Below are 20,422 nucleotides of genomic sequence, written 5' to 3'. Positions count from 1 at the left end.
TGGGATCGGGTGCGGGTCTAGCGGCCAGCATCGTCAATTCCTGAAGGCGGCGGATTTCCTGAGGCTTGCACGCGAGCAAACCGGAGCGCCGCGCAACGCAGGGCGACCTCCACGCATGCCGCGCCCAACGTAGTGGCAATTGCGACATCACGGAAGACTGAAAAACACATGAAAACCACTATCCCCGGCATTTCGTTCTCGGTGGTGACGCTATGCGCAGCGCTGCTCGCGTTCTCACCGCGTCCGTTGCCGGCTTTCGCGCCGACGGTTGTTCGGGCCAACAACGTTCAGATCAACGGCATTGCCAAGGCCGGAACCCGGCTGGTGGCTGTGGGGGAACGCGGCATCATCATCGTCAGCGACGATGGCGGCACCGCATGGCGGCAAGCGGAAGTCTCCCCTGACGAAGGTTCGAGCCTTACGCAAGTTTTTTTTGTTTCGCCGCGCGTCGGCATCGCCGTGGGCCATGATGGCTTGATCGTGCGCAGTGAAGACGGTGGCGAACATTGGCGCGAAGTGCGTTTCGAGCGGCAGCGCCCGGACCCGTTGTTGTCCGTATGGGGCAATGGCGACGGACAGGTATTCGCCGCTGGCAGCTTCGGGCAGTTGTTCGTTTCGCGAGATGCCGGCGTGACATGGTCCACCGTCGCCACCCCGGCGGGCGACCGCCATCTCAACGCGATCGTCGGTGACGGGCAAGGCCGCCTGGTGATCGCCGGCGAATCCGGCACGCTGCTGCGCTCGACCGACAACGGCCTCACATGGCAGGTACGCCCGGTGCCTTACGAAGGGTCGTTATTCGGCGCATTGGTGCTCGCCAACGGAGACTGGATCGCGTACGGCATGCGTGGCCACGTCTTGCGCAGCACGGACCACGGAGACACCTGGACCAGCGCCGACGGTACCGTCAATGCCTCATACTTCGGCGCCACGCAGCTCGCGAACGGCGAGCTTGTGCTGGTCGGGCAAGGGGGCGCGATTGTCACTTCGCAGGACGAAGGACGTACGTTTGCCGTGCAAAGTGCGGGCGGCGCGCAAAACCTTGTCACGGTGCTCGACATCGGGCGGGGCAAGCTGGCGCTTGGCGGCGATGCCGGTGTATCGGTTGCCCTGCGCCAGCCAACGGCGCGGCCCGCTGCGCCTGCCCCGTCCACGGCAGCCTCCGCGTCCGCGAGCGGAGCCGAACCCTCCTGATGCCGTGCCACCGTACGCGAATCGTCTGCCGGGCGCGTAGATCGCCGGCGCCGCCGCGTACCGTTCCTTCTGTTTTCCCCTGAGATGCTTATGAACGACTTGTCTCGCCGCCGGATTTCGTCCGGCACTTCCCGTACCGCACGCTGGGTCGACGGCTGCGCCGACGCACTCATCCGGTATCGGCGCATCCTCCTCTTGCTGTGTGTTGCGGCGACCGTTGCACTCGGGATGTCAGCCACCCGGCTGCGCCTCGATCCGGGGTTCGAGAAGATGATCCCGATGCAGCATCCCTACATGCAGGTGTTCAATCGCTACACGAGCGCTTTTCCGGGAGCGAACACTATTCTCGTCAGCCTGCGCTGGAAGGGACAGGGCGACATCTACAATCAGAAATTCATGGAAGCGCTTCGCCATGCGACCGATGATGTCTTCTTCATCCAGGGCATCAACCGCTCACGCGTGTTCTCGATCTTCACACCGAACGTTCATTACACCGAGGTGACCGAAGCCGGGTTTCGCGGCGACTCGGTGGTGCCCGGACAGTTTTCCAGCGCCAATCCGGACGATCTCGCGAAAGTGCGGCGCAACGTGGCACGCTCGGGCCAGATCGGCAGTCTTGTCGGCAACGGCCTGAAGTCGGCGCTCGTGCGTGCGGAACTGCGCGATGCCGATTCGGCCGGCGGCACAAGCCTGGATTACGCGGCGGTGGCGCGGCAACTGGAGGAGATTCGCGCGCGTTATGCGAACCAGGATATCGACGTCGACATCATCGGGTTTGCGAAGCTCGTCGGCGATGTCGAAGCGGGCATCAGCGGCGTGATGGCGTTTTTCGCGCTTGCCTTTCTGATTACCGCGGGCCTCCTGCTCCTGTACACGCGTTCGCTGCGGACCACCGTGCTCGCGCTGTTCGTCGCGCTGCTGCCCGTCGTGTGGCTGCTGGGGGCATTGCCGATGCTCGGCTTGGGCATCGATCCGATGTCAATTCTGGTGCCGTTCCTGATTTTCTCTATCGGCGTGTCGCACGCAGTACAGATGACCAACGCATGGAAGCAGGCGCTTGTCGCGGATCTTTCGCCAACGGATGCCGCGCGCGATGCATTCCGCAAGCTGTTCGTGCCGGGCACCGTTGCGTTGCTGACCAATGCGCTCGGCTTCCTGGTCATCATGCGCATCAAGATCGACATCGTGCGCGAGCTTGGCGTGACGGCCTGCCTGGGCGTCTTGTTGATGATTGTGACCAACAAGATATTCCTGCCGATCCTGCTGTCGTACACGCGCATCGAAGCCGGCACCCTGGCCCATGCCAAGCGGCGTGAAGCGGCCGGAGGCAGCCGCCTCTGGTCGGCGCTTGCGGTGTTCGCACGCCCGGTTCCGGCCATGGCGGTGTTTGCAGCGGCATTGGTTCTGCTCGGCCTTGGTACGCAGGCATCGCGCAACCTGGAAATCGGCGACATCGGCGCCGGCGCACCGGAGTTGCGCAGCACATCGCGTTACAACCTCGACAACGCGTCCATTACCAGCCAGTACGACATCGGCGTGGACGTGCTCTCTGTGATCGTTGAAGCCAGCGGCGTCGAGAGTGCCTGTCTCGACTACCCGACAATGAGCGCCATCGAGCGTTTTGAAGTTGGCATGCGCGGCGTGGCGGGCGTGCAGTCGGTGGTGAGCGTGCCGACGGGCGCGAAGGTCTCGATTGCCGCTTTCAACGAAGGCAATCCGCGCTGGGCGGCCTTGCCTCGTACGAGTGACGGGCTTACGCAAGGCGCGAGCGCATACGATCCCGACAACGGGATGAACACCGCGAATTGCAAGGCATCCCAGGTGCTGATCTATACCCAGAATCACGAGGGAAAAACCATTGCGCACATTGTCTCGGAGATAAAGCGCCTCGCAGACCAGAACACTTTGCCGAACGTCAAGTTCAATCTCGCCGGCGGCAATGTCGGTGTGATGGCCGCAACGAACGAAGCCGTCGGCGAGGCCGAGATTGCCATGCTCCTGTCGATCTTCGGCGCCATTGCGTTGCTGTGCCTCGTCACGTTCCGGTCGTGGCGTGCGGTGCTGTGCATCGTGGTACCGCTCACGATCGTGTCGATCCTGTGCAATGCGGTGATGGCGCGGCTCGGCATCGGACTGAAGGTGTCCACGCTGCCGGTGATCACGCTTGGCGTCGGCGTCGGCGTCGACTACGGCATCTACTTGTACGAACGCCTGCAACATGAGTTGCGTGCCGGCGCGAGCCTTCGCGACGCATTTTTCGAAGCCATGCGGCAACGCGGTACGGCGGCCCTGTTCACGGCGTTCACCATGTTTATCGGCGTCGGTACGTGGGCATTCTCCGCGCTCAAGTTCCAGGTCGACATGGGCGTGCTGCTCGCCTTCATGTTCCTCGTCAACCTGCTCGGCGCCGTGCTCTTGCTGCCGGCGCTTGCCGCCTGGCTGGGCGTCGAGCGCGCGGAGCGTCGTTCACCGGTCCACACGGCCGCCGTGCCGAAACAAATTTAAGCCGCCCAACGGCGTCGACTGCCTGACAGGCCTGCCGCCGCATGATCGCCGTCGACGCGGCGGTCATGCCGGCGGCTGTGTTCGTCATCGATACTTGGCTCGAGCACACACCGCCGGTGCTCGACGCCCCGGCATGAGGCGTCCGGAACAGGCCCCGCGTCATGGCGTGCAGATGTGACCCAGGTTTTTCGGGCCTTCCTTCAGCATCCGGATGTTGCGCCCGACAATCTGAAGCATCACCACCGACGGCTTCGTATTTCGGACCGTGTCGCCATCGACCTCGTGACTGAGGAACGACACTGTGCTTTCGAAGTCCTCCGCCAGGAACGGCAACAGTTCTCCCGCGAACGAATCGCGATACATGACCAGATTTCCCAACCCTTCAGGATTCTGCGACTGCCGCCGGCGCTCGTCTCCGCTCCATTGGGCATGTCTCGCGGTCTTCGCTTCAAAATGGGTGTTGTAGTCTTCGAAGTAACCTGGAAGGGAGAGCAGGTTCACCGCGATATCGCCGTTGTCGAAAGGCGCCTGCGTCACATCCCAGTCGGCAAGATCCGATCGCGGGCTCGCTGGCAGTATGCGATCTGCGGTTAACCGGCGAACGATTGCCTGGTAGCCATAGAACGCCCCCAAGGAATTCCAGTGGGTATCCGTCCGCTTGTACAGGTCGAACGGCGCCCCCGCCCTTGCCGTGACCAGCGGATTCCGTAGATCAATGATATTCAACCCCGAATCCGTCGTTCGCAGGTACTCGATCAGCTGGTCCGCGTTCGATTGGGCGGCGGTCGGGATATGAATGCCGAGTTTCTCCGGATAAACAGACTGCTTGTCCGGCGCAATCACGAAATAGAACGGGATCTTGCATACTTTGAGGGCCTCATGCACAGCCTGCACGTTCGCACCGATCGTCTTGAGCGCTGACGGCGAAAGCGGATCTTTGCCAATGGTGTCCGCGAAATGCGGCTGGCCGGGCACGTAGTATTGATCGTAGAAGAGCCACTTCGTCGGCCCCACAACGACATCCTGGTTCGTGGGCGCACCGGTTCGCGCCATCTGCAGGCGTGAACCATAGTAAACAAGCGCGTCACGCATGCCGAACCTGTCGCTGAACCAACGCTCAAATTGCTGAAATGCACGTATCGACAAATCAGGAAATTGCGACAGGACACGATTCTCGTGCAACGGGGCTGGCGCGAAACTCGCGCGTCCGAACCACAAAATCGGCAGCGACAGAAGAAAAAAGAAAACGAGCGCGACGGCGAGTCGATTGAACGTGCGCATGGGGCCGGCACGCTCGCCGTCAATGGGGCGAGTGCTGCTTTGTTCGTACATTCCTGGGCGCCTCAAAATCGGAAATAGATGAACGGGTTGTATTGCCCAAGCGCGATCGACATGCCGCTCAGAATGAGCGCCGGCGCGACAAAGAGTGCGGCACACAGTCCGTCGAGACTTCGGGCGCGCAGCGCCGCGATGAGTGGGGCGCCGGCATTGACCAGGTACCGGAATGCGCCACCCGCGAGAACAATGGCCAGCAGCAGAAGCAAGCCAAGATGGGTGCTGTACAACGACGCGAACGTCACAGCGGCGCCATCAGGCTGGGCGAGCCCGAACAGGGCGAGGTAGAACTGGCCCGCGTGTTCGATCGAATCCGCACGGAACAGGACCCAAGTGAGCATGACGGCACAGATGACATACGCGTGGCGAACGCCCCGCCGCAAGGTGTCACCCTCTACGCCGCTGCGCAGGACTACGCGCTCAATCGTCAGCAGCAAGCCGTGTGCGGCGCCCCAGAGAATGAAGTTCCAGGTGGCCCCGTGCCAAAAGCCCGTCAACAAAAAGACGATCCACAGATTTGCCAGCGTTCGCAGACCGCCGAGTTGGTTTCCGCCGAGCGGGATATATACGTAGTCTCGGAACCAGGTCGAGAGCGACATGTGCCAGCGTCGCCAGAAGTCCTGCATCGACGACGCGCTGTAGGGGTAGTTGAAGTTCTCCGGAAAGCGAAAACCGAACATCCGCGCCAGTCCGATGGCCATGTCCGAATAGCCCGAGAAATCGAAGTAGATTTGCAACGTGTAGCAGATCAACGACAGCCACGCCACGGAAGTTGCCAACTGGCCGCCCGGCACACTGAATCCCGCGTCGGCGACAACCGCGAGTTGGTTGGCGATGAGGACCTTCTTCGCCAGGCCCATCGTGAAACGCAATGCGCCGGCGGTGACATCGTCCAGACCTGCGAGCCGCTTGGCCAACTGGGCCTGAATGTCCTTGTATCGCACGATCGGGCCCGCGACCAATTGGGGGAACAACGTGATGTAGAGCGTGTAGTCGACAAAGCGCCGGTTGGGCGAGGCATTGCGCCGGTAGATATCGACCAGATACGAGATCGCATGAAACGTGTAAAACGAGATGCCGATCGGCAACGGCAGCGGGCGCATGACGATGGGGTCGAACCCCAAGGGAAGCAATACCCCGTTCAAGTTGTCGACGAGAAATGCCGCGTACTTGAACGCGCCGAGAATAAATAGGTTTATTCCCACGCCAATGGCGACCAGGCGCTTTCGGTTGACCGCCCTGTCGAGCCATATGGCCAGTCGAAAATTGATGCCGATCGAAACGAGCATCAGCAGCAGGAAACGCGGCTCTCCCCACGCATAGAACAGAATGCTGGCCGTCGCCAATGTGCTGTTTCGCCACCTTGCGGGTGTCACGAAATACGCAAGAAACGTCAGTGGGAGAAAGAACCCAAGAAACGCAATGCTGCTGAAAACCACGTCAGTCTCTCTCGGAGAAGTTATTGATTATTCGCCCTTCCGCACTCCAGGCGGAAGGGGGTCGAAAGGTGCTCGCAAAACGTAGTTTCCGGCCCAATGGACGAGAATGGTACCAAATTGGGCGCAGCGCTCAAGGAGGGGATTCACTGCTTGGCCGCCGGATCATCCTTGGGGTCGATATAGTTGATGTCGATCGGGCCCGTGCTGCTCACCTGGACGACCGTCGGTGTTTTCGTAAACGCATAGTGATGCGCCTTGCCCGGCAAATAGTGGAAGCCGCCCGCCTTGAGTGCATGGGCCTTCTTCATATCCACCATGTCTCCCTCGCCCAGATAGAGCGCCCCTGAAATGACGGTCAAATCTTCGGATTGTGTATGCCAGTGGGGCGGTATCTTATACCCGGCCGGCATCTTGAGCCGGATCACGAACGGTCCATCCTTGCCCGGATCTCCGTAGAGGACGGCTACCTTGGCCCCCTTCGGCATCGATGCCGGCGCGTCACTCCATTTGATGTCGGATGGATTGACCATTGCCATCTCACCCATGGCGGCGTCTTCGGCAACGGCCGGGACGGCCGCACCCAAGGCAAGCAGGGCGACGGACAAGCGCAGGAACTGCGAGGAATGCTCTTTCATCATCGTCTCCTTCTCCTCTGGGCACCTGCTCGGGGGCAGCAAACCACCGCTGTCGCATCGTTTCCGAAGGTGTCTGAAATCATTGTAGTGAACGAGCGCGAACATGACGGCCGAGGCCCGGAACAAGCGGCATTGGGGACTGAATCGTCCCAAGCGCGAATATCTCCGTGGGGTTTTCCCTGCCGATGCGCATTCCGTCACAGAAAACGCGCATACTGACGTGATACAACAATCGGGAGACCGCAATGCTTGCCCTTACCAAAGACGTCATCCTTAAAGCGATCGCGCGAATCTCCGCAGGGTCCCATGGCGGCCCCGTCGCCGACAGCATTGTTGACGGACTGATTGCCCGCGATCTCGTGCGGCGTGTCGACGGCCGGCTCGAACTGACCGAAAGCGGCCGCTCCTACCAACGCTCCGCATTCCGCCCCAGCTGGCACTGACGCCCGGCGCGTCAAGGAATCTGCAATAATCGACGCCGTCACCGCCCGCCCTACTGTGCAGGCGGCAGAAAACGGTAGTCGATCTGCCCCGCCATGTCCTTGGCCTTGTCGCAGGTGATATCGATGGACGCGTCGGGTGCCAGGCGCACCGTCTGTTCAGTCGGCGCTTTGTCGCAGCGATATTTGAGTTCTATGGGCTGCTGACAGCCGTTCGAAACTTCGAAGTGGTAGTGATTGAGATCGGCGCCGGCATGGCCCAGGCTGCCGCAAGACAAGCCCTGCGCGTCGACAGGCTCCGACTGCCCCCATACCGCGCAAGATACGCAAAGGCATAGCACCGCCGCGAACGGCTTGCAAAAACGGTTCGCTTGCATCGCTTCCTCCCTTGGCCGGGACCAGATGAGGGCAAACCCATCGATCACAGCCTTGTTCCCGCGATTCCCTTCCCTTACCCGGCTTACCCGGCGAATTCCGACGGCGCCCTGTCGTCCATCAGAGCCAACGCAGCGCGATGGCACACGCCCCGACAACAACGGCAACGCTCATTCCGACACCGAACCAGCGCAACTGCGCCCGCCGCGCACGGCGGCGACTGGCTTCCGAAGTGTCGTAAAACCGCCCCAATCCGCCCGAATACAGCTTCTCCCAGCGAATTTCCATTGCACACCTCGCTAGTTCATTCTTTTGACTCATCTTCAAAACTTTCAGCACCAGACGCAATTCGGATTAATCCCGTCGGAAAAGTCCTAATTTTTCTTACATCAATTTTCGTCTCGAAGATCGCACTATTCTGGCGGGAATGCAATAGGCGAGCGCAATTACCATCCTCAAGGATGTCCGCGGGGGATAAACGGGGAAACACAGATAGCATTGTTGCGGAAATTCCGAACAATGCACTTCAGGAATGTTGAAAATAGCGATGTGCGCGTCCTGACACGTAGTGCGCATCAGGTCCGGCAAAGATGAAATCGTTGCGCGAGCGCCGCGCCTGAGTGGGCGCGGCGCGCAAAACGAATCTGAGAGGTATTATTTCCCGACGAGTGCCGCGCCGACGGTCATCAGCACGAAGCCACCCAAACTCAGGGTAATCAGGACCGTCAAAAGACGTTGAAAGGTCTGCTGGCGTTCCGTCGCGCTAGGGACCGTACGGGGGGCTTCGTGATGAATCGTGCCCCATCCACTCGAATACACTTTTTTCCAACGGATGTGCATAAGTTACCTCTCGTTGTGTAGTGCTCGGCTCAATCTCTTCAGCGATTGTTAAAGACAATCACTGTGTCTGCGTAGGTAGTATGCGCCTCTCGTTTTTTCCGTAAACCCCCTTTCGGTGCTGCGTCGCACGAAATCGGCACCCCCATTCCAACGGCAAATGGCGCGCGAATTTCGTCGTCATGAATCCCGAATGCCGGTCGAAATCGATTCTGCGGCACGCCCTGTCAATGCGACACATTGTCGCAGGTGCGACAATGTGTCGCGCAAACCCGCATGAAGCCTTGCGATGCGCAGCGCGCGCATCCCGGCACAACGCGCGCAACGCGCACACCGCGCGCCACGAAAAGCCGAAGGAATTCAGCGGTTATCAGGCGCACACGCCGAGAAAAGGGGGACGTGGAAACCCTCTATTGCACCGCACCATCGATTGTGTCGAAGAACGTCTCAAACTGGCGGACGCGCCGCAAACGTGCTGATTTTGCGACGATCGAGGCCGGGGGTAACCATACCCAAGCCATGGTTATCTGATCAGGCGGCACCTTTGCGGCTTATTGGCCGCCAGTTACTCGCCGAACGGATTGACGACCTTCTTCACGGTTGCCGCCGGCACGTCGTCCGTCGCGGGCACGCCAGACTCGAGCGCCGCCACCACGGCGTCCAGAACCATCTTGAGCGCTTTGGCCTGCTGCAACCCCGCGGCGCCCCGCGTAATCTCCAGATTGCCGAAGATCGTCACCCGGTCGGTGTGATTCTCGACGGACAACTCGCCCACGCTCAGGGCATCGGCCTCGTTCGCGAACGGCGTGAAGAGCTGCGTATCGTGGCGGGTGCCGGCCATGGCGGTCTCCGAGGTCAATTGAGGAGCGTGCGCAGGAAGTCGAGCACGGTGTTGATTTCGCGATAGGACGGCATCTTCGGGTCGCGCTTGCGGCCACCCTCATGCGCCTTTGGCGCCGGCAGACGCCACAGCGTCGATTTCACGCGCGCGGGCATCTCGGGAAAAAAGTCGATGCCGGCGAGTTTCTCGAGATCGGCCACCGTCACGACCGCATAATCGCCTGTCGCCTCGTTCGTGGCAAGATAGGCTGACGCTTGCTGACGGCGCGGATCGTACACAATTTTGTACAACTGCGACGGGACCATGACGCGACCGTTCAGCTGTGTCAGTTGCGCGCCTTTGAACAGCGGTCCGGTGATCACGTACAAGTCGCCGCGCTGCTGTGCCAGATAGCGCACGCTCGATTCGATTCCCGCCCAGAGGTAACGATTGTTCTCCGGGTTCTGCGGCACCATGTTCGACAGCGAGAAACTCTCCTGCTGCGCGCGCGCATCAGGCATATCCGCCGATGGCGCCATGTGCCCCCGGTCATAGCCCGAACGTACGTAGTCCTTCAGCTCTGCCCGCTCTGTCAAGGGTAGCGCAGGTTCCGAGTGGAAATTGTTGACGCGGGACATGTCGCGCGCCGCGTCGAGCCGCTCGCGCGTGAGATGCTCTGCAGACCAGAGCGGTGTGCGTGTTACGCCCGAATGCATCACGCCAAACGCGCTGAAACAGACTTCCCGCGTCTGCGAAGCCACGCGTGCATTGACGATGTCCGGTGCTGCGCCGGCCCAGTAATGTGCACCGCATTGCGTTGGCGCGGCCCACGCGGGGAAGGCCAATGCGATCCCCAACACGCTCAAGCACTGCAACCTGACCTTGCCCGGCCGCTTTCGTACGACCCTGTCCTGCTGACTGCGATTCATTGCACTGCTTAGGGCCTGTTCACAGGCCCCAAGGGAATTCGTGGGCCTGCGATTGTAGCCGAAGCGGCGTCGGAGGGTTTGCGTTATTCGCCTGTGCCGAGCCCGGCGGCGCACTGCAGGGTTTGCGCCGGGGCAAGGTCGCCGCATTCGTCAGCTTGTGCAGACGGCAGCCATGCCTCTTCGAAGAGAAGCACGCACAACAGGAGCACGAGAAGGGTAAGGAGAAGTCTCATGGTGTTGGCCGGTGTGGATGCCGCATTGTAAGCGCGCATTCGCTCACGGGTCGCGAATCACCGGACAACAAATCTTTCAGGCGTTTACAGCTTGCCCTGACCACGCGCTTCTACGAGCGCCGCCATCGCTGCGGCCCCGTCTGCGCGCAGGCCCTCCACCACACCCGCGCGATCGGCCGCCGGACGATTCTGGCTCGCCTTGAACTTGCCTTCCAGCCGGCGGATCGGAATTTCCACGCCAACGATCGCCCCCACCATGACTTCAAGATAGTCGGCCGGTGCATCGTCCACGTGCCACGGTTCCAGGCGATGCGACTCCTGCGAGTGCGTCAGGTCGTTCAGCAACCGGCGCAGCCAGGCAGCATCCTCAATCACGCGCGGCTTCCCCCATGCGTGCACCGCGGCGTAGTTCCAGGTCGGCACGACCTTGCCGTGTTCGCGTTTGGCGGCATACCAGGCGGGCGAAACATACGCCTGCTCGGCCATGAACGCCACCATACACTCGTCCACCGAGGACAGGACCTGCCAGTGCGGATTCGCGCGCGCCAAGTGCGCACGCAGCGTGCCAAACTCGCCCTCTTCCGGATAAACGAGAAACGGCAGTGGATCGGCCAGCAGGCCACCGCTGCCGGCACTGACCAGCAGGCCAAGCGGATGACGGCGAATGACGTCGTGAGCGACTTCGGGGCGATCGTCGCGAAAAGCGGTGGGCAGGTACATCGAAACGCTCCGTAGGCTGACCCGATTCAAGGATGCATGTCAGCATACGGCTGCAATGGCGCCTTGAAAAGACCCAACGAAGCGCAAATCGATGAGGCCACGATGCCACCGCGAATCACGGCTGACGTACGTTCATGCCACCTGCCCGGCCGGCGGCCGAAAGTTGCGGCGCGTACGGCTTCAAATGCTTCGGGATGTCCGCCGTTTCACGCCGCCGCGGGCGCAGCATCGCGCCAGTCTGCCGGCACGTCGACGCTGGCCTCGACGCCCGCATTCTCATTCATCAGGAATACAAGATTGTGCCCCGCGAGCAGTTCCACGCGATGATTGCGCGCCAACTCCTCGACACCTTCATCCAGTGCCGCAGTGGTCAGCAACATGCCCCGTGCGGCGCCGATCTTCTGCATCTCGGCGATCACCGCGCGCACAGCCGCCGCGTCCAGCTTCGCCGCCTGCCGCTTGACGTGCACGACCACGTCGCCGCCGAAGATCGGGTGCGGGTCGTACGCCCGCAGTTCGTGGCTACCGTCCTCCGACGGTTGCGGCGGCGCACTTTCCAATGCAAGCGAACACAGCAGATGGAACATGACCTGCGTGAAATCCTTCGCCGGCAGCGCCATCAGATTCAGACGGCGGTCCACCATGACATCGGCATCGGTCACGGCGCGCGTCATATTGATCTCGACGAACGGCATCACCGGCGCGAGCGCGGCAGGCGCTGCCGACAGGCGCGCGCGCAACCGGCCAAGCTGCGTCGCGGCATCGACCGCCATTGGCGGATCACCGGTTTCCCACACGAGCGCGCCAAACTCCGCGCGGCTGACATGCACGCTCGCGATGCACGCACGCGCCGCCACACCCGCGGGATCCGGCGCGCCGGCGTCGGCATAGGCATTGAATACGATCGCATCGACCATGCGCAATGCATCGACGGCGAACAATTCGTGCAACGAACGCAGCGCGACCTGCCCTACGACCGACGCGTACGCCGCGGCGCGCGCCGCTTCAGGCGCGGCGACTGCGACAATGCGGTCGTCGTGCACGTCATGACGATACGATGCCGCGATCGGCACCGCCGCGTCGCATGCGGGCACGTCGTACCCGACGACAAGCAGGCGCGATTCGTTCACGTATTGCGCAGCGAGCGTCTGCATGAAGCCCGCCGGATAGGGGCTGCGGCTCAACACGATGCGCGCGTAGCACGCCACCGCGTCTGCCTCGGCGCGCAACAGTGCGCCCTCGAACTCCGCGACTGCAGCGTTTTGCGCAGCGGCTTCCGCACGCAGCACCTCCGTCAGTTTCTGATGCGCCAACTGCTTGATGGTCGTGCCGTGGTTGCGGCGAATCTTCGAGGCTTCGTGTTCACGCTCGGCATGCACGAACTCGCTGCGCGCGCGGGCCACTGCCGCCTCAAAGCGCGCGCTCGCCCCCGGCATCGCCAACGCAAGGCGCCCCGGCTTTTCCGGTTGATAGGCGGACCATTCCGGCTTCGGCGTGACCTTCGGCAAGTTCGAGAAGTCTGCCGGCGGCGGCGTCGCCCGCGCGCGCAATTCGGCCGGCGGAATGCGCACGTCGCGCGCCAATCCCTCCGCCAGCAAGTGCTCACGTAACTTGAACGCATATTGGGCACGCGCCGTCTCGGCCGCCGTCTCGGCATGCCGCATCGCTGCGAATGCTTTCTGTCGCGCGGCCTCGTCTGCGCCGGGCGCTTCTTCGTACGCGCGCCGCGCACGCTCGGCATCGCGCACGGCTTGCAATCCGCCCGTCTCGGCCTTTTCCCGCTGTTGCTGACGCGCGTGTGCCGCGCGCCAAAATTCGCGCGAAATCCTATCGATCGTGCTGACAAATCCCCGATTCACTGCGGCCCCCTGAACGTCTCTGTTTTTCTATCGATGTCAGTCAGTGCTTGCAAACACACCCGCGACACTGCCCCGACTACCCTGCCTCGTGAAGCGCGGGATGGTCGCCATCGGCCACGGCGCAACCCGCGACATAGGGGACGATTGTAGGACGTTGCGCCCTGCTCTCGCAAAGAATCTTTCCATTCCTTGCCAAAGATCGGACTGCGCCGCCCCCGCCGAACCGGCATTTCCCCCGTAGTGCAGCCGAGCCAACGCCGCTGTCACACAACGGTGCCTACAATATGCGTCGCCCACGTGTCGGGACGATTACCGCCGGGACGATTGTCTTGCCACCGGCCGCCCGTCCTCTTTTGCTGTCGCCATGCCATCGACAATACCCGTCGTCCCGCCTGCCTCACGCGCCCGCGCGTGGTGGTTCGCAAGCCTGGTCTGCCTGCTGCTCGCGCCGGCGGCCATCGCTTGGCTCGACCGCCCCGTCTCGCTTGCCGCCCATGCGCTCACGCACGGCAATCGTTGGGTGATCCTCGCAAGCGACATTCCCACTCCGCTATTTGCGCTCGGAGCGCCGGTGCTACTCGTCTCGAGCGCTGCATACGTCTGGCGAAGACGTCTGCCGGGGTGGGCGCTTACGTTATGGCTGACGTCGGTCGCCGTGGTAAGCGCCAGCTTCGCCAAACTCGCGCTCAAATTCATCTTCGGCCGCACCTGGCCCGAAACCTGGGTCCACAACAACCCGTCGTTCATTGCCAACGGCGTGTTCGAATTCCGGCTGTTTGCGGGCGGCGATGCCGCCTATTCCGCGTTTCCGTCCGGCCACCTGTCGCTGTTGCTGGCCTGCTGCACCGTCATCGCGGTGCGCCATCCCCGATTGCGGCTTTTGTGCGCACTCGCGATCGTGCTGACCGCGTTCGGGCAGGTGGGCGCTAACTTTCACTGGGTCAGCGACGTGCTTGCCGGCGCAGCGCTTGGTATCGCAGTTGCGCAGTGCGTACTCACCGCGCATGCTCGGTGGGGCCAATAAGCCCGGTTGGCGAGCGCTCACTGGCGGTGTTAATTTTTTCACCTTGCATCGCCGCCAAAGCGCCCTATGCTGAAAACCCGGGCCGCCGGCGCATCAACGGCGGCCGGATCGTTCGAGAGGAGGTTTCTCATGTCGATTGCATCCACCCTGGAGGCCTGTCTGCGCAATGCCGGCGCGCAATACGAAGTGGTCCGCCACCCGCACAGCTACAGCAGCATCGAAACCGCCGAAGCGGCCCATATCCCGGGCGACCGCCTCGCCAAGACGATCCTGCTCGAAGACGAACTCGGCTACGTCGCCGCCGTGCTGCCATCCACCCATCATCTACGCCTGTCCAAACTCTGGGCGCAAACCGGCCGACGGCTGACGCTGGCCAAGGAAGCCGATGTCCGTGAAACGTTCAAGGACTGCGAAGTCGGCGCCATTCCGCCGATCGGCACCGCCTACGGCATGATGACGCTGATGGACGAAAGCCTCGCCAGTTTGCCGGATATCTATTTCGAGGCAGGCGATCACGAAGCGCTCATCCACATGCAGACAGATCAGTTCATGCGCCTGATGGAACAAGCCGAAAAGGCGCGTTTCTCGCATCGCATGCACGACCTGCGGCACTGAGGCCCGAGCTTGCCGCACCCCGCTGCGCGCCGGCCATGACCCGCTGGCGCGCAGGCTTGACATCCCGAAATTCGTCATCCGTGACGAAGGCGTCCGCTTGACATCCATCCCCGCCGCTTTTTTCATGGAATTCGCTTTCGCGCTCCGGCGCTCGCGCGCGATAATGGCGCTTTCGCCGCACCGCCGATCCCCCAATCCCGCATGATGCGGGTCCGGCGCGCGCCGGCGCGCAAATGAGAACGAAATGATTGAAGGCAGGATAACGGGACGGCTGCTCGACGCCGCACACGAGCGCACGGGCCAGCATGGTTCCGTCTATGTGACCGCACGCGTGCGGGCCAACGCCGGCGATGGCGACGGCGAGGCGGTCGTCGTCAATGTCATCGCGTTCGGCGCGCAACCGTGCGCCGCGTTACGCGCGCTTGACGAGGGCGATGCCCTCACCGTGACCGGCGCCCTTACCCCGCGGGTGTGGACCGACAAGCAAGGCATGGCGCGTCCGGCGATCGACCTCGTAGCACACCGCGTCAGCAGTCTCGAAAGCGACCTGCGTCACGCCGCGGATGCCGGCGATGCAACGGGCCAGGACAGCACGGACGACGTCACGCGCTGACGCGGCAACTGTGTGCTGAATCCGGATTGACGGCGAGCGCCGCGATTGCACTACACTGGAGTGAGTGCGGCGCCGCCGGCGTCGCATGGCACGATGCCCATCCATTGACGGAGCGCCCCATGACGACGTCCCTGATTCTGAATGTGGTCGGCCCGGACCGCCCCGGCCTGGTCAACGCGATCGCCGACCAGGCCGCCGCTGCCGGCGCCAACTGGCTCGAAAGCCGCCTGGCCAATCTCGCCGGACAGTTCGCCGGCATCGTTCATCTGCAAGTCCCGGAAGCGCAGGTCGAAACCTTGAAAGCCGGATTGCAGGCCCTGGAAACGCAAGGCCTGCGCGTATTCGTTACACAAGGCGGCACGTCGGGCGCCCCGGCCGCCGCGCGGCTGCTGCAACTCGACCTCGTGGGGCAGGACCGCCCCGGCATCGTCAAGGAAATTTCGCACGTGCTTTACTCGCGCGGCGTGAGCATCGAGGAATTGACCACGGAGTGCGTTGACGGATCCATGGCGGGCGGCACCCTGTTCCGCGCGAGCGCGCGGTTGCAAGTGCCCGGCAACGTGTCGACCGAAGAACTTCGCCACGTGCTGGAAAGCCTGGCTAACGACCTGATGGTCGACGTCGCGCTCGACGTCCGGCTCGATCAGGCCGCCGCCGCGTGAGGTACCGGCCATGAGCCTGCGCCTGACGTCCGATGCGTTCACCAATGGTGCGCCGCTGGCAGCACGCTTTACCTGCGACGGCGCCAACCGTTCGCCTGCGCTGGCCTGGCAGGATGTCCCCCCCGGCACGCGCAGCCTGGCGTTGATCGTCGACGATCCCGATGCGCCCGACCCCGCCGCGCCAAAGACCGTATGGTCGCACTGGGTCCTCTACAATCTGCCATCGGACAGTACAGGACTCATCGAAGACGTGCGCACGGATGAATTGCCCGCCGGCACGCGTGAGGGCCGCAACGACTGGGACCTGACCGGCTACGGCGGTCCGTGCCCACCGATTGGCCGGCACCGCTACTTCTTCAAGTTGTACGCATTGAACGTTGCCCTGCCCGACCTCGATGAACCGACCAAGGACGAACTCGAACGTGCCATGCGCGGTCACGTGCTCGACAAGGCCGAGCTTGTCGGCACTTATTCAAGATCATGACGCCGTGCGATGCCCCTCGGAGAGACGCCGCGAATGAAGCGCGCCATCATCGTCGAATGGCAGGCAGGCGGGCACCGTCATCTATACGCTCACGCCCGACGGGGAGGGTACGCGATTCGAGCGCGAGTTCTTGTATCGCACACCGAATCTTCTGTGCGCAGTAAGCACACCCGTTTGATGCCGCCGTGCTGTGAGGCTTCAGCAGTTCAGGCAGCGCTTCGCAGCAATATCGGCCGCAGCCGCAGCGCCGCTGCTGTGAGTTTCGGTTGCACGTCCATCAGTTCGGACAGGCTCATGCGCGCTGTCGGCACATGGCAGGCCACGGCCGCGATCACGCGAGCGTCGTCGGCGCGCACCGGTACGGCAATGGCCACCATGCCGCGCACGAACTCTTCGTTGTCGATACCCACGCCACGCGCCGCGATGCGGTCGAGTTCGGCCGCGAGCAGATCCGGCGCGGTCAACGTGCGCGGCGTCATGCTTGTTAGCGGCATCGTTGCGAGCAACGCACGCCGCTCGGCCGCCGGCATCTGCGACAGGAACAGCTTGCCGCTCGCCGTGCAATGCATCGGCACGCGCATGCCTGGCACCATGTGCTGCCGCAACGGCTCCGCCGTTTCCATCCGCTCGACATACAGCACACGATCGCCATCGGGCGCAGTGATGTTGCAAGTCTCACCGACATCCGCCACGAGTGCGCGCAGGACGTTCCGGCATGCCCGCGTGAATGCGTTGTTGCCGACGCTCGCCAGCGCCAATTGGCTCAACGCGGGCCCGGGCATGTAGCCGCGCTCGTCCGGCGCGTGCATGACGAAGCGCGCCGCCTCCAGGCTTTCCATCAAGCGCAGCAGCGTCGCCTTGGGAATCAACAGGCGTGACGCAAGTTGCGAGAGCGTCAAAGGCAAGCCCGCCGAGGCCAGATGCTCAAGCACGACCAACGGCCGCAGGGCGCGCTGTCCGTCGAACGCCTGGCCCGGCTCGGCGGACGTTCGGTTCGCGGCTGTCGCCGCAACTTCGGATCGGGGGGACATCGCCATCTCCGCCACACTTGGCTCACGGTTTTTCAAATCCGCCGAAGATGAAACGAAATTGGATTTTCTGATCCATTTTTTGTCATTGGCGGGGATTTGGCTTGAGATTATCGGAATCCGTTCATAAAGTCGAAACAAATCATTCCATTTATCGGAGATGGCCACCTCAGCCGAATTGGCCTGATGGACGGCCCCAGGGTGAACGGCCCCGGAGGAGCGAAACCCATGCAGCGAGCGTTCGACTACGTCGTGGTAGGCTCCGGTTCGGCCGGTTGCGTATTGGCCAACCGGCTCTCGGAGAATGGCAAGTATTCCGTCTGCCTGCTCGAGGCCGGCCCGCCCGATCGGTATATGTGGATCCACATCCCGATCGGCTACGGCAAGACCATGTTCCACAAGGTCTACAACTGGGGGTTCTACACCGATCCCGATCCGAACATGCTGAACCGCCGCCTGTACTGGCCGCGCGGGCGCACGCTGGGCGGCAGCAGTTCCATCAATGGCCTGATCTACATTCGCGGCCAACGCGCCGACTACGATCACTGGGCCGCGCTCGGCAATCCCGGCTGGGACTGGGACGCGTGCCTGCCGTATTTCCGCCGTCTCGAGCACAACGATCTCGGCGCCGCGCCGACGCGCGGCACCGGCGGTCCGCTGTGGGCGTCGAGCATTCGCACGCCGCATCCCCTGGTCGACGCGTTCATTGCATCGGGCGAACGCCTCGGCGTGCCGCGCGTCGACGACTTCAACAACGGCGCGCAGGAAGGTGTCGGCTATTACCAGTTAACGACCCGCAATGGACTGCGTTGCTCCACGGCGGTGGCCTACCTGAAGCCGGCGAAAAAGCGCGCCAACCTGACTATCGAGACCAACGCGCACGCCGCGCGCATTTTGTTCGACGGCAGCCGCGCGGCGGGCGTGCGCTGCCAGCGCGGCGGCGAGACGTTCGACGTGCGCGCCAGCCGCGAAGTCATCCTGTCGGCCGGGGCGCTGCAATCTCCGCAACTGCTGCAGCTGTCCGGCATCGGCCCGGCCGCCGCATTGCGTGAACTGGATATTCCTGTCGTGCGCGACTTGCCGGGCGTCGGACAGAATTTGCAGGATCATTTGCAGATTCGCCTGATTTACGAAGTGAACCGGCCGATCACGACAAACGATCAGCTCAACTCCCTGTGGGGGCAGGCGCGTATCGGCCTGCAATGGGCCTTGGCGCGCTCCGGGCCGCTTGCCGTCGGCATCAATCAGGGCGGCATGTTCTGCCGCGCGCTCGGCGACGAGAGCGCGACGCCCGATACGCAATTTCATTTCGCGACACTGTCGGCCGACCAGGCCGGCGGCAGCGTGCATCCGTTCTCGGGCTGCACCTATTCCGTGTGTCAGTTGCGGCCCGCCTCGCGCGGCACGGTAACACTGGCTTCGCGCGACCCCTTGGCCGCGCCGAAGATCCAGCCGAATTATCTGTCCGACGAACTCGACCGGCGCACGGTCGTGGCCGCCGTGAAATTCGCACGCCGCGTGGCGCAGACCGAGCCGATGCGCGCATGGATGGCGCGCGAGCATCGCCCCGGGCAGGACGTGCGCACGGACGAAGAGATTCTGCGCTTCTGCCGTGAGTACGGGGCAACGATTTTTCATCCGTCGGGCACGGCGAAGATGGGCCCGGCGGACGATCCCATGGCCGTGGTCGACGCGCGGCTGCGCGTGCGCGGCGTCGCGGGCTTGCGCGTGGTGGACGGCTCGATCATGCCGACGCTCGTCTCGGGCAACACCAATGTGCCAATCGTGATGGTGGCAGAAAAGGCCGCCGACATGCTGCTCGAAGATGCCGCGGCTGCGCGTTGAGGGTTATTCGGCGAAGGTCTTGGCCATCGTCTCGGCCGCGGCGCGCAAGTCGGGGATGAACGCCATCAGCCCGTCGAGCGTCACGCGGGCAAGCGGCGCCTGCACGGCGATGGCCGCGCAGGCGCGGTTGCGGTCCAGCATGACCGGCACCGCGACGGCAATCATGCCCTGCAGATTTTCCTGGTTGTTCACGCCAATGCGGCGCCGGCGCGTCTCGGCCAGTTCGGCGCGCAATGCCTCGATGCCTGTGATCGTGTTCTCGGACTGGGCGCGCAGCGGCAAGTTGACGATCAGCCGTTCGCGCCGCATCCGCGGCAGGAACGACAGCAACAGCTTGCCGCTCGCGGTGCAGTGCAGCGGCACCCGTGAACCGGGCCGCAGGTTCACGATCGGCGGCCACTGGGTCTCCACGCGATCAAGATAGACGATGTCGTCGCCCGACAGCATCGTCAGGTTGCAGGTCTCGCCAAGCTTTTCGACGAGTTGCTGCAGGATCGCATGGCGCGCCGCCGCAGGTCCGGCCTGCATCAGCACGTTGACGGCCATTTGCCGCACGCGCGTCGAACACTCGTAATAGCGGCTGCCCGCCGCGCGCGTCACGAGCCATGCGGATTCGAGCTGCTTGAGGATGCGATGAACGGTCTGCTTCGGCAAACCGATCTCACCGACGATGTCGGCCAGGGTGAGCGGCCCCCCCGCGGCAGACAGTATTTCGAGGATGCGGAAGGCCCGCACCGCAGCAGCGTTCGATTGATTGCTCATGCATCAAATTTATCGGATTTCGGGACTTTCATCTATCCCGAAAATTGAATTTTAGCTTGCAGGCGACG

The 20,422-nt window shown here is 62.9% G+C and carries 22 protein-coding genes; 9 read left to right on the top strand and 13 right to left on the bottom strand.

Annotation, left to right across the window (positions count from 1 at the left end; all coding sequences use genetic code 11):
- Window positions 1–168 precede the first annotated feature (168 nt).
- The gene (locus PTE30175_RS17985) at window positions 169–1,194 is read left to right on the top strand and encodes a WD40/YVTN/BNR-like repeat-containing protein (protein WP_150698439.1); all 1,026 of its coding nucleotides are present in this window, start codon (window positions 169–171) and stop codon (window positions 1,192–1,194) included.
- A gap of 90 nt (window positions 1,195–1,284) precedes the next feature.
- Window positions 1,285–3,699, top strand: a complete 2,415-nt coding sequence (locus PTE30175_RS17980; RefSeq protein WP_150698438.1) for an efflux RND transporter permease subunit — start codon at window positions 1,285–1,287, stop codon at window positions 3,697–3,699.
- A 159-nt stretch (window positions 3,700–3,858) separates the two neighbouring features.
- On the opposite strand, the gene PTE30175_RS17975 is transcribed toward PTE30175_RS17980, so the two are convergent.
- From PTE30175_RS17975 to PTE30175_RS17965, 3 genes are all read right to left on the bottom strand, one after another.
- The gene (locus PTE30175_RS17975; RefSeq protein ID WP_191629122.1) at window positions 3,859–4,791 is read right to left on the bottom strand and encodes an alginate O-acetyltransferase AlgX-related protein; all 933 of its coding nucleotides are present in this window, start codon (window positions 4,789–4,791) and stop codon (window positions 3,859–3,861) included.
- A gap of 251 nt (window positions 4,792–5,042) precedes the next feature.
- On the bottom strand, window positions 5,043–6,473 hold the full coding sequence (locus PTE30175_RS17970; protein WP_150698436.1) for an MBOAT family O-acyltransferase: 1,431 nt from the start codon (window positions 6,471–6,473) through the stop codon (window positions 5,043–5,045).
- A gap of 143 nt (window positions 6,474–6,616) precedes the next feature.
- Complete coding sequence (locus PTE30175_RS17965) at window positions 6,617–7,108, bottom strand: DUF4437 domain-containing protein (protein ID WP_150698517.1); 492 nt, start codon at window positions 7,106–7,108, stop codon at window positions 6,617–6,619.
- A gap of 245 nt (window positions 7,109–7,353) precedes the next feature.
- Between PTE30175_RS17965 and PTE30175_RS17960 the strand changes: the two genes are divergently transcribed.
- Complete coding sequence (locus PTE30175_RS17960) at window positions 7,354–7,551, top strand: hypothetical protein (RefSeq protein ID WP_150698435.1); 198 nt, start codon at window positions 7,354–7,356, stop codon at window positions 7,549–7,551.
- Window positions 7,552–7,601: 50 nt separating this feature from the next.
- Here the strand turns inward: PTE30175_RS17960 and PTE30175_RS17955 are convergent, their stop codons facing one another.
- From PTE30175_RS17955 to PTE30175_RS17930, 8 genes are all read right to left on the bottom strand, one after another.
- On the bottom strand, window positions 7,602–7,925 hold the full coding sequence (locus tag PTE30175_RS17955) for a hypothetical protein (RefSeq protein ID WP_150698434.1): 324 nt from the start codon (window positions 7,923–7,925) through the stop codon (window positions 7,602–7,604).
- 118 nt (window positions 7,926–8,043) lie between these two features.
- Window positions 8,044–8,211, bottom strand: coding sequence for a hypothetical protein (locus tag PTE30175_RS28280; RefSeq protein ID WP_191629121.1), 168 nt, complete (start codon window positions 8,209–8,211; stop codon window positions 8,044–8,046).
- Between the two features lie 366 nt (window positions 8,212–8,577).
- Window positions 8,578–8,763, bottom strand: a complete 186-nt coding sequence (locus PTE30175_RS17950) for a hypothetical protein (RefSeq protein ID WP_150698433.1) — start codon at window positions 8,761–8,763, stop codon at window positions 8,578–8,580.
- 562 nt (window positions 8,764–9,325) lie between these two features.
- Window positions 9,326–9,601: a hypothetical protein gene (locus tag PTE30175_RS17945; RefSeq protein ID WP_150698432.1), complete on the bottom strand. Its 276-nt coding sequence runs from the start codon at window positions 9,599–9,601 to the stop codon at window positions 9,326–9,328.
- A gap of 14 nt (window positions 9,602–9,615) precedes the next feature.
- Complete coding sequence (locus tag PTE30175_RS17940) at window positions 9,616–10,509, bottom strand: DNA/RNA non-specific endonuclease (protein ID WP_191629120.1); 894 nt, start codon at window positions 10,507–10,509, stop codon at window positions 9,616–9,618.
- 83 nt (window positions 10,510–10,592) lie between these two features.
- The gene (locus PTE30175_RS28275; RefSeq protein WP_191629119.1) at window positions 10,593–10,742 is read right to left on the bottom strand and encodes a hypothetical protein; all 150 of its coding nucleotides are present in this window, start codon (window positions 10,740–10,742) and stop codon (window positions 10,593–10,595) included.
- 84 nt (window positions 10,743–10,826) lie between these two features.
- Window positions 10,827–11,462, bottom strand: a complete 636-nt coding sequence (locus PTE30175_RS17935; RefSeq protein WP_150698431.1) for an FMN-binding negative transcriptional regulator — start codon at window positions 11,460–11,462, stop codon at window positions 10,827–10,829.
- A gap of 206 nt (window positions 11,463–11,668) precedes the next feature.
- Window positions 11,669–13,321 (bottom strand): restriction endonuclease, encoded by a 1,653-nt coding sequence (locus PTE30175_RS17930; RefSeq protein WP_150698430.1) that lies wholly within the window; start codon window positions 13,319–13,321, stop codon window positions 11,669–11,671.
- A 364-nt stretch (window positions 13,322–13,685) separates the two neighbouring features.
- Here PTE30175_RS17930 and PTE30175_RS17925 point away from each other — a divergent pair, with 364 nt between their 5' ends.
- From PTE30175_RS17925 to PTE30175_RS17905, 5 genes are all read left to right on the top strand, one after another.
- On the top strand, window positions 13,686–14,345 hold the full coding sequence (locus PTE30175_RS17925; RefSeq protein WP_150698429.1) for a phosphatase PAP2 family protein: 660 nt from the start codon (window positions 13,686–13,688) through the stop codon (window positions 14,343–14,345).
- A 129-nt stretch (window positions 14,346–14,474) separates the two neighbouring features.
- Window positions 14,475–14,960 carry an aminoacyl-tRNA deacylase gene (locus PTE30175_RS17920; RefSeq protein WP_150698428.1) on the top strand — a complete coding sequence of 162 codons (486 nt, stop codon included), beginning with the start codon at window positions 14,475–14,477 and terminating at the stop codon, window positions 14,958–14,960.
- Window positions 14,961–15,204: 244 nt separating this feature from the next.
- The gene (locus tag PTE30175_RS17915; RefSeq protein ID WP_150698427.1) at window positions 15,205–15,573 is read left to right on the top strand and encodes a single-stranded DNA-binding protein; all 369 of its coding nucleotides are present in this window, start codon (window positions 15,205–15,207) and stop codon (window positions 15,571–15,573) included.
- Between the two features lie 119 nt (window positions 15,574–15,692).
- Window positions 15,693–16,235 carry a glycine cleavage system transcriptional repressor gene (locus tag PTE30175_RS17910; protein WP_150698426.1) on the top strand — a complete coding sequence of 181 codons (543 nt, stop codon included), beginning with the start codon at window positions 15,693–15,695 and terminating at the stop codon, window positions 16,233–16,235.
- 10 nt (window positions 16,236–16,245) lie between these two features.
- Window positions 16,246–16,719: a YbhB/YbcL family Raf kinase inhibitor-like protein gene (locus tag PTE30175_RS17905; RefSeq protein ID WP_150698425.1), complete on the top strand. Its 474-nt coding sequence runs from the start codon at window positions 16,246–16,248 to the stop codon at window positions 16,717–16,719.
- A gap of 206 nt (window positions 16,720–16,925) precedes the next feature.
- Here PTE30175_RS17905 and PTE30175_RS17900 read toward each other — a convergent pair whose 3' ends face one another.
- On the bottom strand, window positions 16,926–17,750 hold the full coding sequence (locus PTE30175_RS17900; protein ID WP_150698424.1) for an IclR family transcriptional regulator: 825 nt from the start codon (window positions 17,748–17,750) through the stop codon (window positions 16,926–16,928).
- 225 nt (window positions 17,751–17,975) lie between these two features.
- Between PTE30175_RS17900 and PTE30175_RS17895 the strand changes: the two genes are divergently transcribed.
- Window positions 17,976–19,592 (top strand): GMC family oxidoreductase, encoded by a 1,617-nt coding sequence (locus PTE30175_RS17895; RefSeq protein WP_150698423.1) that lies wholly within the window; start codon window positions 17,976–17,978, stop codon window positions 19,590–19,592.
- 3 nt (window positions 19,593–19,595) lie between these two features.
- Here PTE30175_RS17895 and PTE30175_RS17890 read toward each other — a convergent pair whose 3' ends face one another.
- A complete protein-coding gene (locus tag PTE30175_RS17890) occupies window positions 19,596–20,354 on the bottom strand; it encodes an IclR family transcriptional regulator (RefSeq protein WP_150698422.1) in 759 nt (252 codons plus the stop codon).
- Window positions 20,355–20,422: the final 68 nt, after the last annotated feature.

This window comes from Pandoraea terrae, assembly GCF_902459695.1.
GTDB classification, from domain to species: Bacteria; Pseudomonadota; Gammaproteobacteria; order Burkholderiales; family Burkholderiaceae; genus Pandoraea; species Pandoraea terrae.
This window is presented reverse-complemented; position numbering and strand designations above follow the sequence as displayed.

Bases quoted from the DNA above. Each gene is read 5' to 3' on its own strand.
- PTE30175_RS17965 (WP_150698517.1), bottom strand. From the start codon at position 7,108: ATGAAAGAGCATTCCTCGCAGTTCCTGCGCTTGTCCGTCGCCCTGCTT.
- PTE30175_RS28280 (WP_191629121.1), bottom strand. From the start codon at position 8,211: ATGGAAATTCGCTGGGAGAAGCTGTATTCGGGCGGATTGGGGCGGTTT.
- PTE30175_RS17980 (WP_150698438.1), top strand. From the start codon at position 1,285: ATGAACGACTTGTCTCGCCGCCGGATTTCGTCCGGCACTTCCCGTACC.
- PTE30175_RS17945 (WP_150698432.1), bottom strand. From the start codon at position 9,601: ATGGCCGGCACCCGCCACGATACGCAGCTCTTCACGCCGTTCGCGAAC.
- PTE30175_RS28275 (WP_191629119.1), bottom strand. From the start codon at position 10,742: ATGAGACTTCTCCTTACCCTTCTCGTGCTCCTGTTGTGCGTGCTTCTC.
- PTE30175_RS17920 (WP_150698428.1), top strand. From the start codon at position 14,475: ATGTCGATTGCATCCACCCTGGAGGCCTGTCTGCGCAATGCCGGCGCG.
- PTE30175_RS17985 (WP_150698439.1), top strand. From the start codon at position 169: ATGAAAACCACTATCCCCGGCATTTCGTTCTCGGTGGTGACGCTATGC.
- PTE30175_RS17915 (WP_150698427.1), top strand. From the start codon at position 15,205: ATGATTGAAGGCAGGATAACGGGACGGCTGCTCGACGCCGCACACGAG.
- PTE30175_RS17950 (WP_150698433.1), bottom strand. From the start codon at position 8,763: ATGCACATCCGTTGGAAAAAAGTGTATTCGAGTGGATGGGGCACGATT.
- PTE30175_RS17940 (WP_191629120.1), bottom strand. From the start codon at position 10,509: ATGAATCGCAGTCAGCAGGACAGGGTCGTACGAAAGCGGCCGGGCAAG.
- PTE30175_RS17910 (WP_150698426.1), top strand. From the start codon at position 15,693: ATGACGACGTCCCTGATTCTGAATGTGGTCGGCCCGGACCGCCCCGGC.
- PTE30175_RS17960 (WP_150698435.1), top strand. From the start codon at position 7,354: ATGCTTGCCCTTACCAAAGACGTCATCCTTAAAGCGATCGCGCGAATC.
- PTE30175_RS17955 (WP_150698434.1), bottom strand. From the start codon at position 7,925: ATGCAAGCGAACCGTTTTTGCAAGCCGTTCGCGGCGGTGCTATGCCTT.
- PTE30175_RS17975 (WP_191629122.1), bottom strand. From the start codon at position 4,791: ATGCGTGACGCGCTTGTTTACTATGGTTCACGCCTGCAGATGGCGCGA.
- PTE30175_RS17890 (WP_150698422.1), bottom strand. From the start codon at position 20,354: ATGAGCAATCAATCGAACGCTGCTGCGGTGCGGGCCTTCCGCATCCTC.
- PTE30175_RS17925 (WP_150698429.1), top strand. From the start codon at position 13,686: ATGCCATCGACAATACCCGTCGTCCCGCCTGCCTCACGCGCCCGCGCG.
- PTE30175_RS17905 (WP_150698425.1), top strand. From the start codon at position 16,246: ATGAGCCTGCGCCTGACGTCCGATGCGTTCACCAATGGTGCGCCGCTG.
- PTE30175_RS17900 (WP_150698424.1), bottom strand. From the start codon at position 17,750: ATGTCCCCCCGATCCGAAGTTGCGGCGACAGCCGCGAACCGAACGTCC.
- PTE30175_RS17935 (WP_150698431.1), bottom strand. From the start codon at position 11,462: ATGTACCTGCCCACCGCTTTTCGCGACGATCGCCCCGAAGTCGCTCAC.
- PTE30175_RS17895 (WP_150698423.1), top strand. From the start codon at position 17,976: ATGCAGCGAGCGTTCGACTACGTCGTGGTAGGCTCCGGTTCGGCCGGT.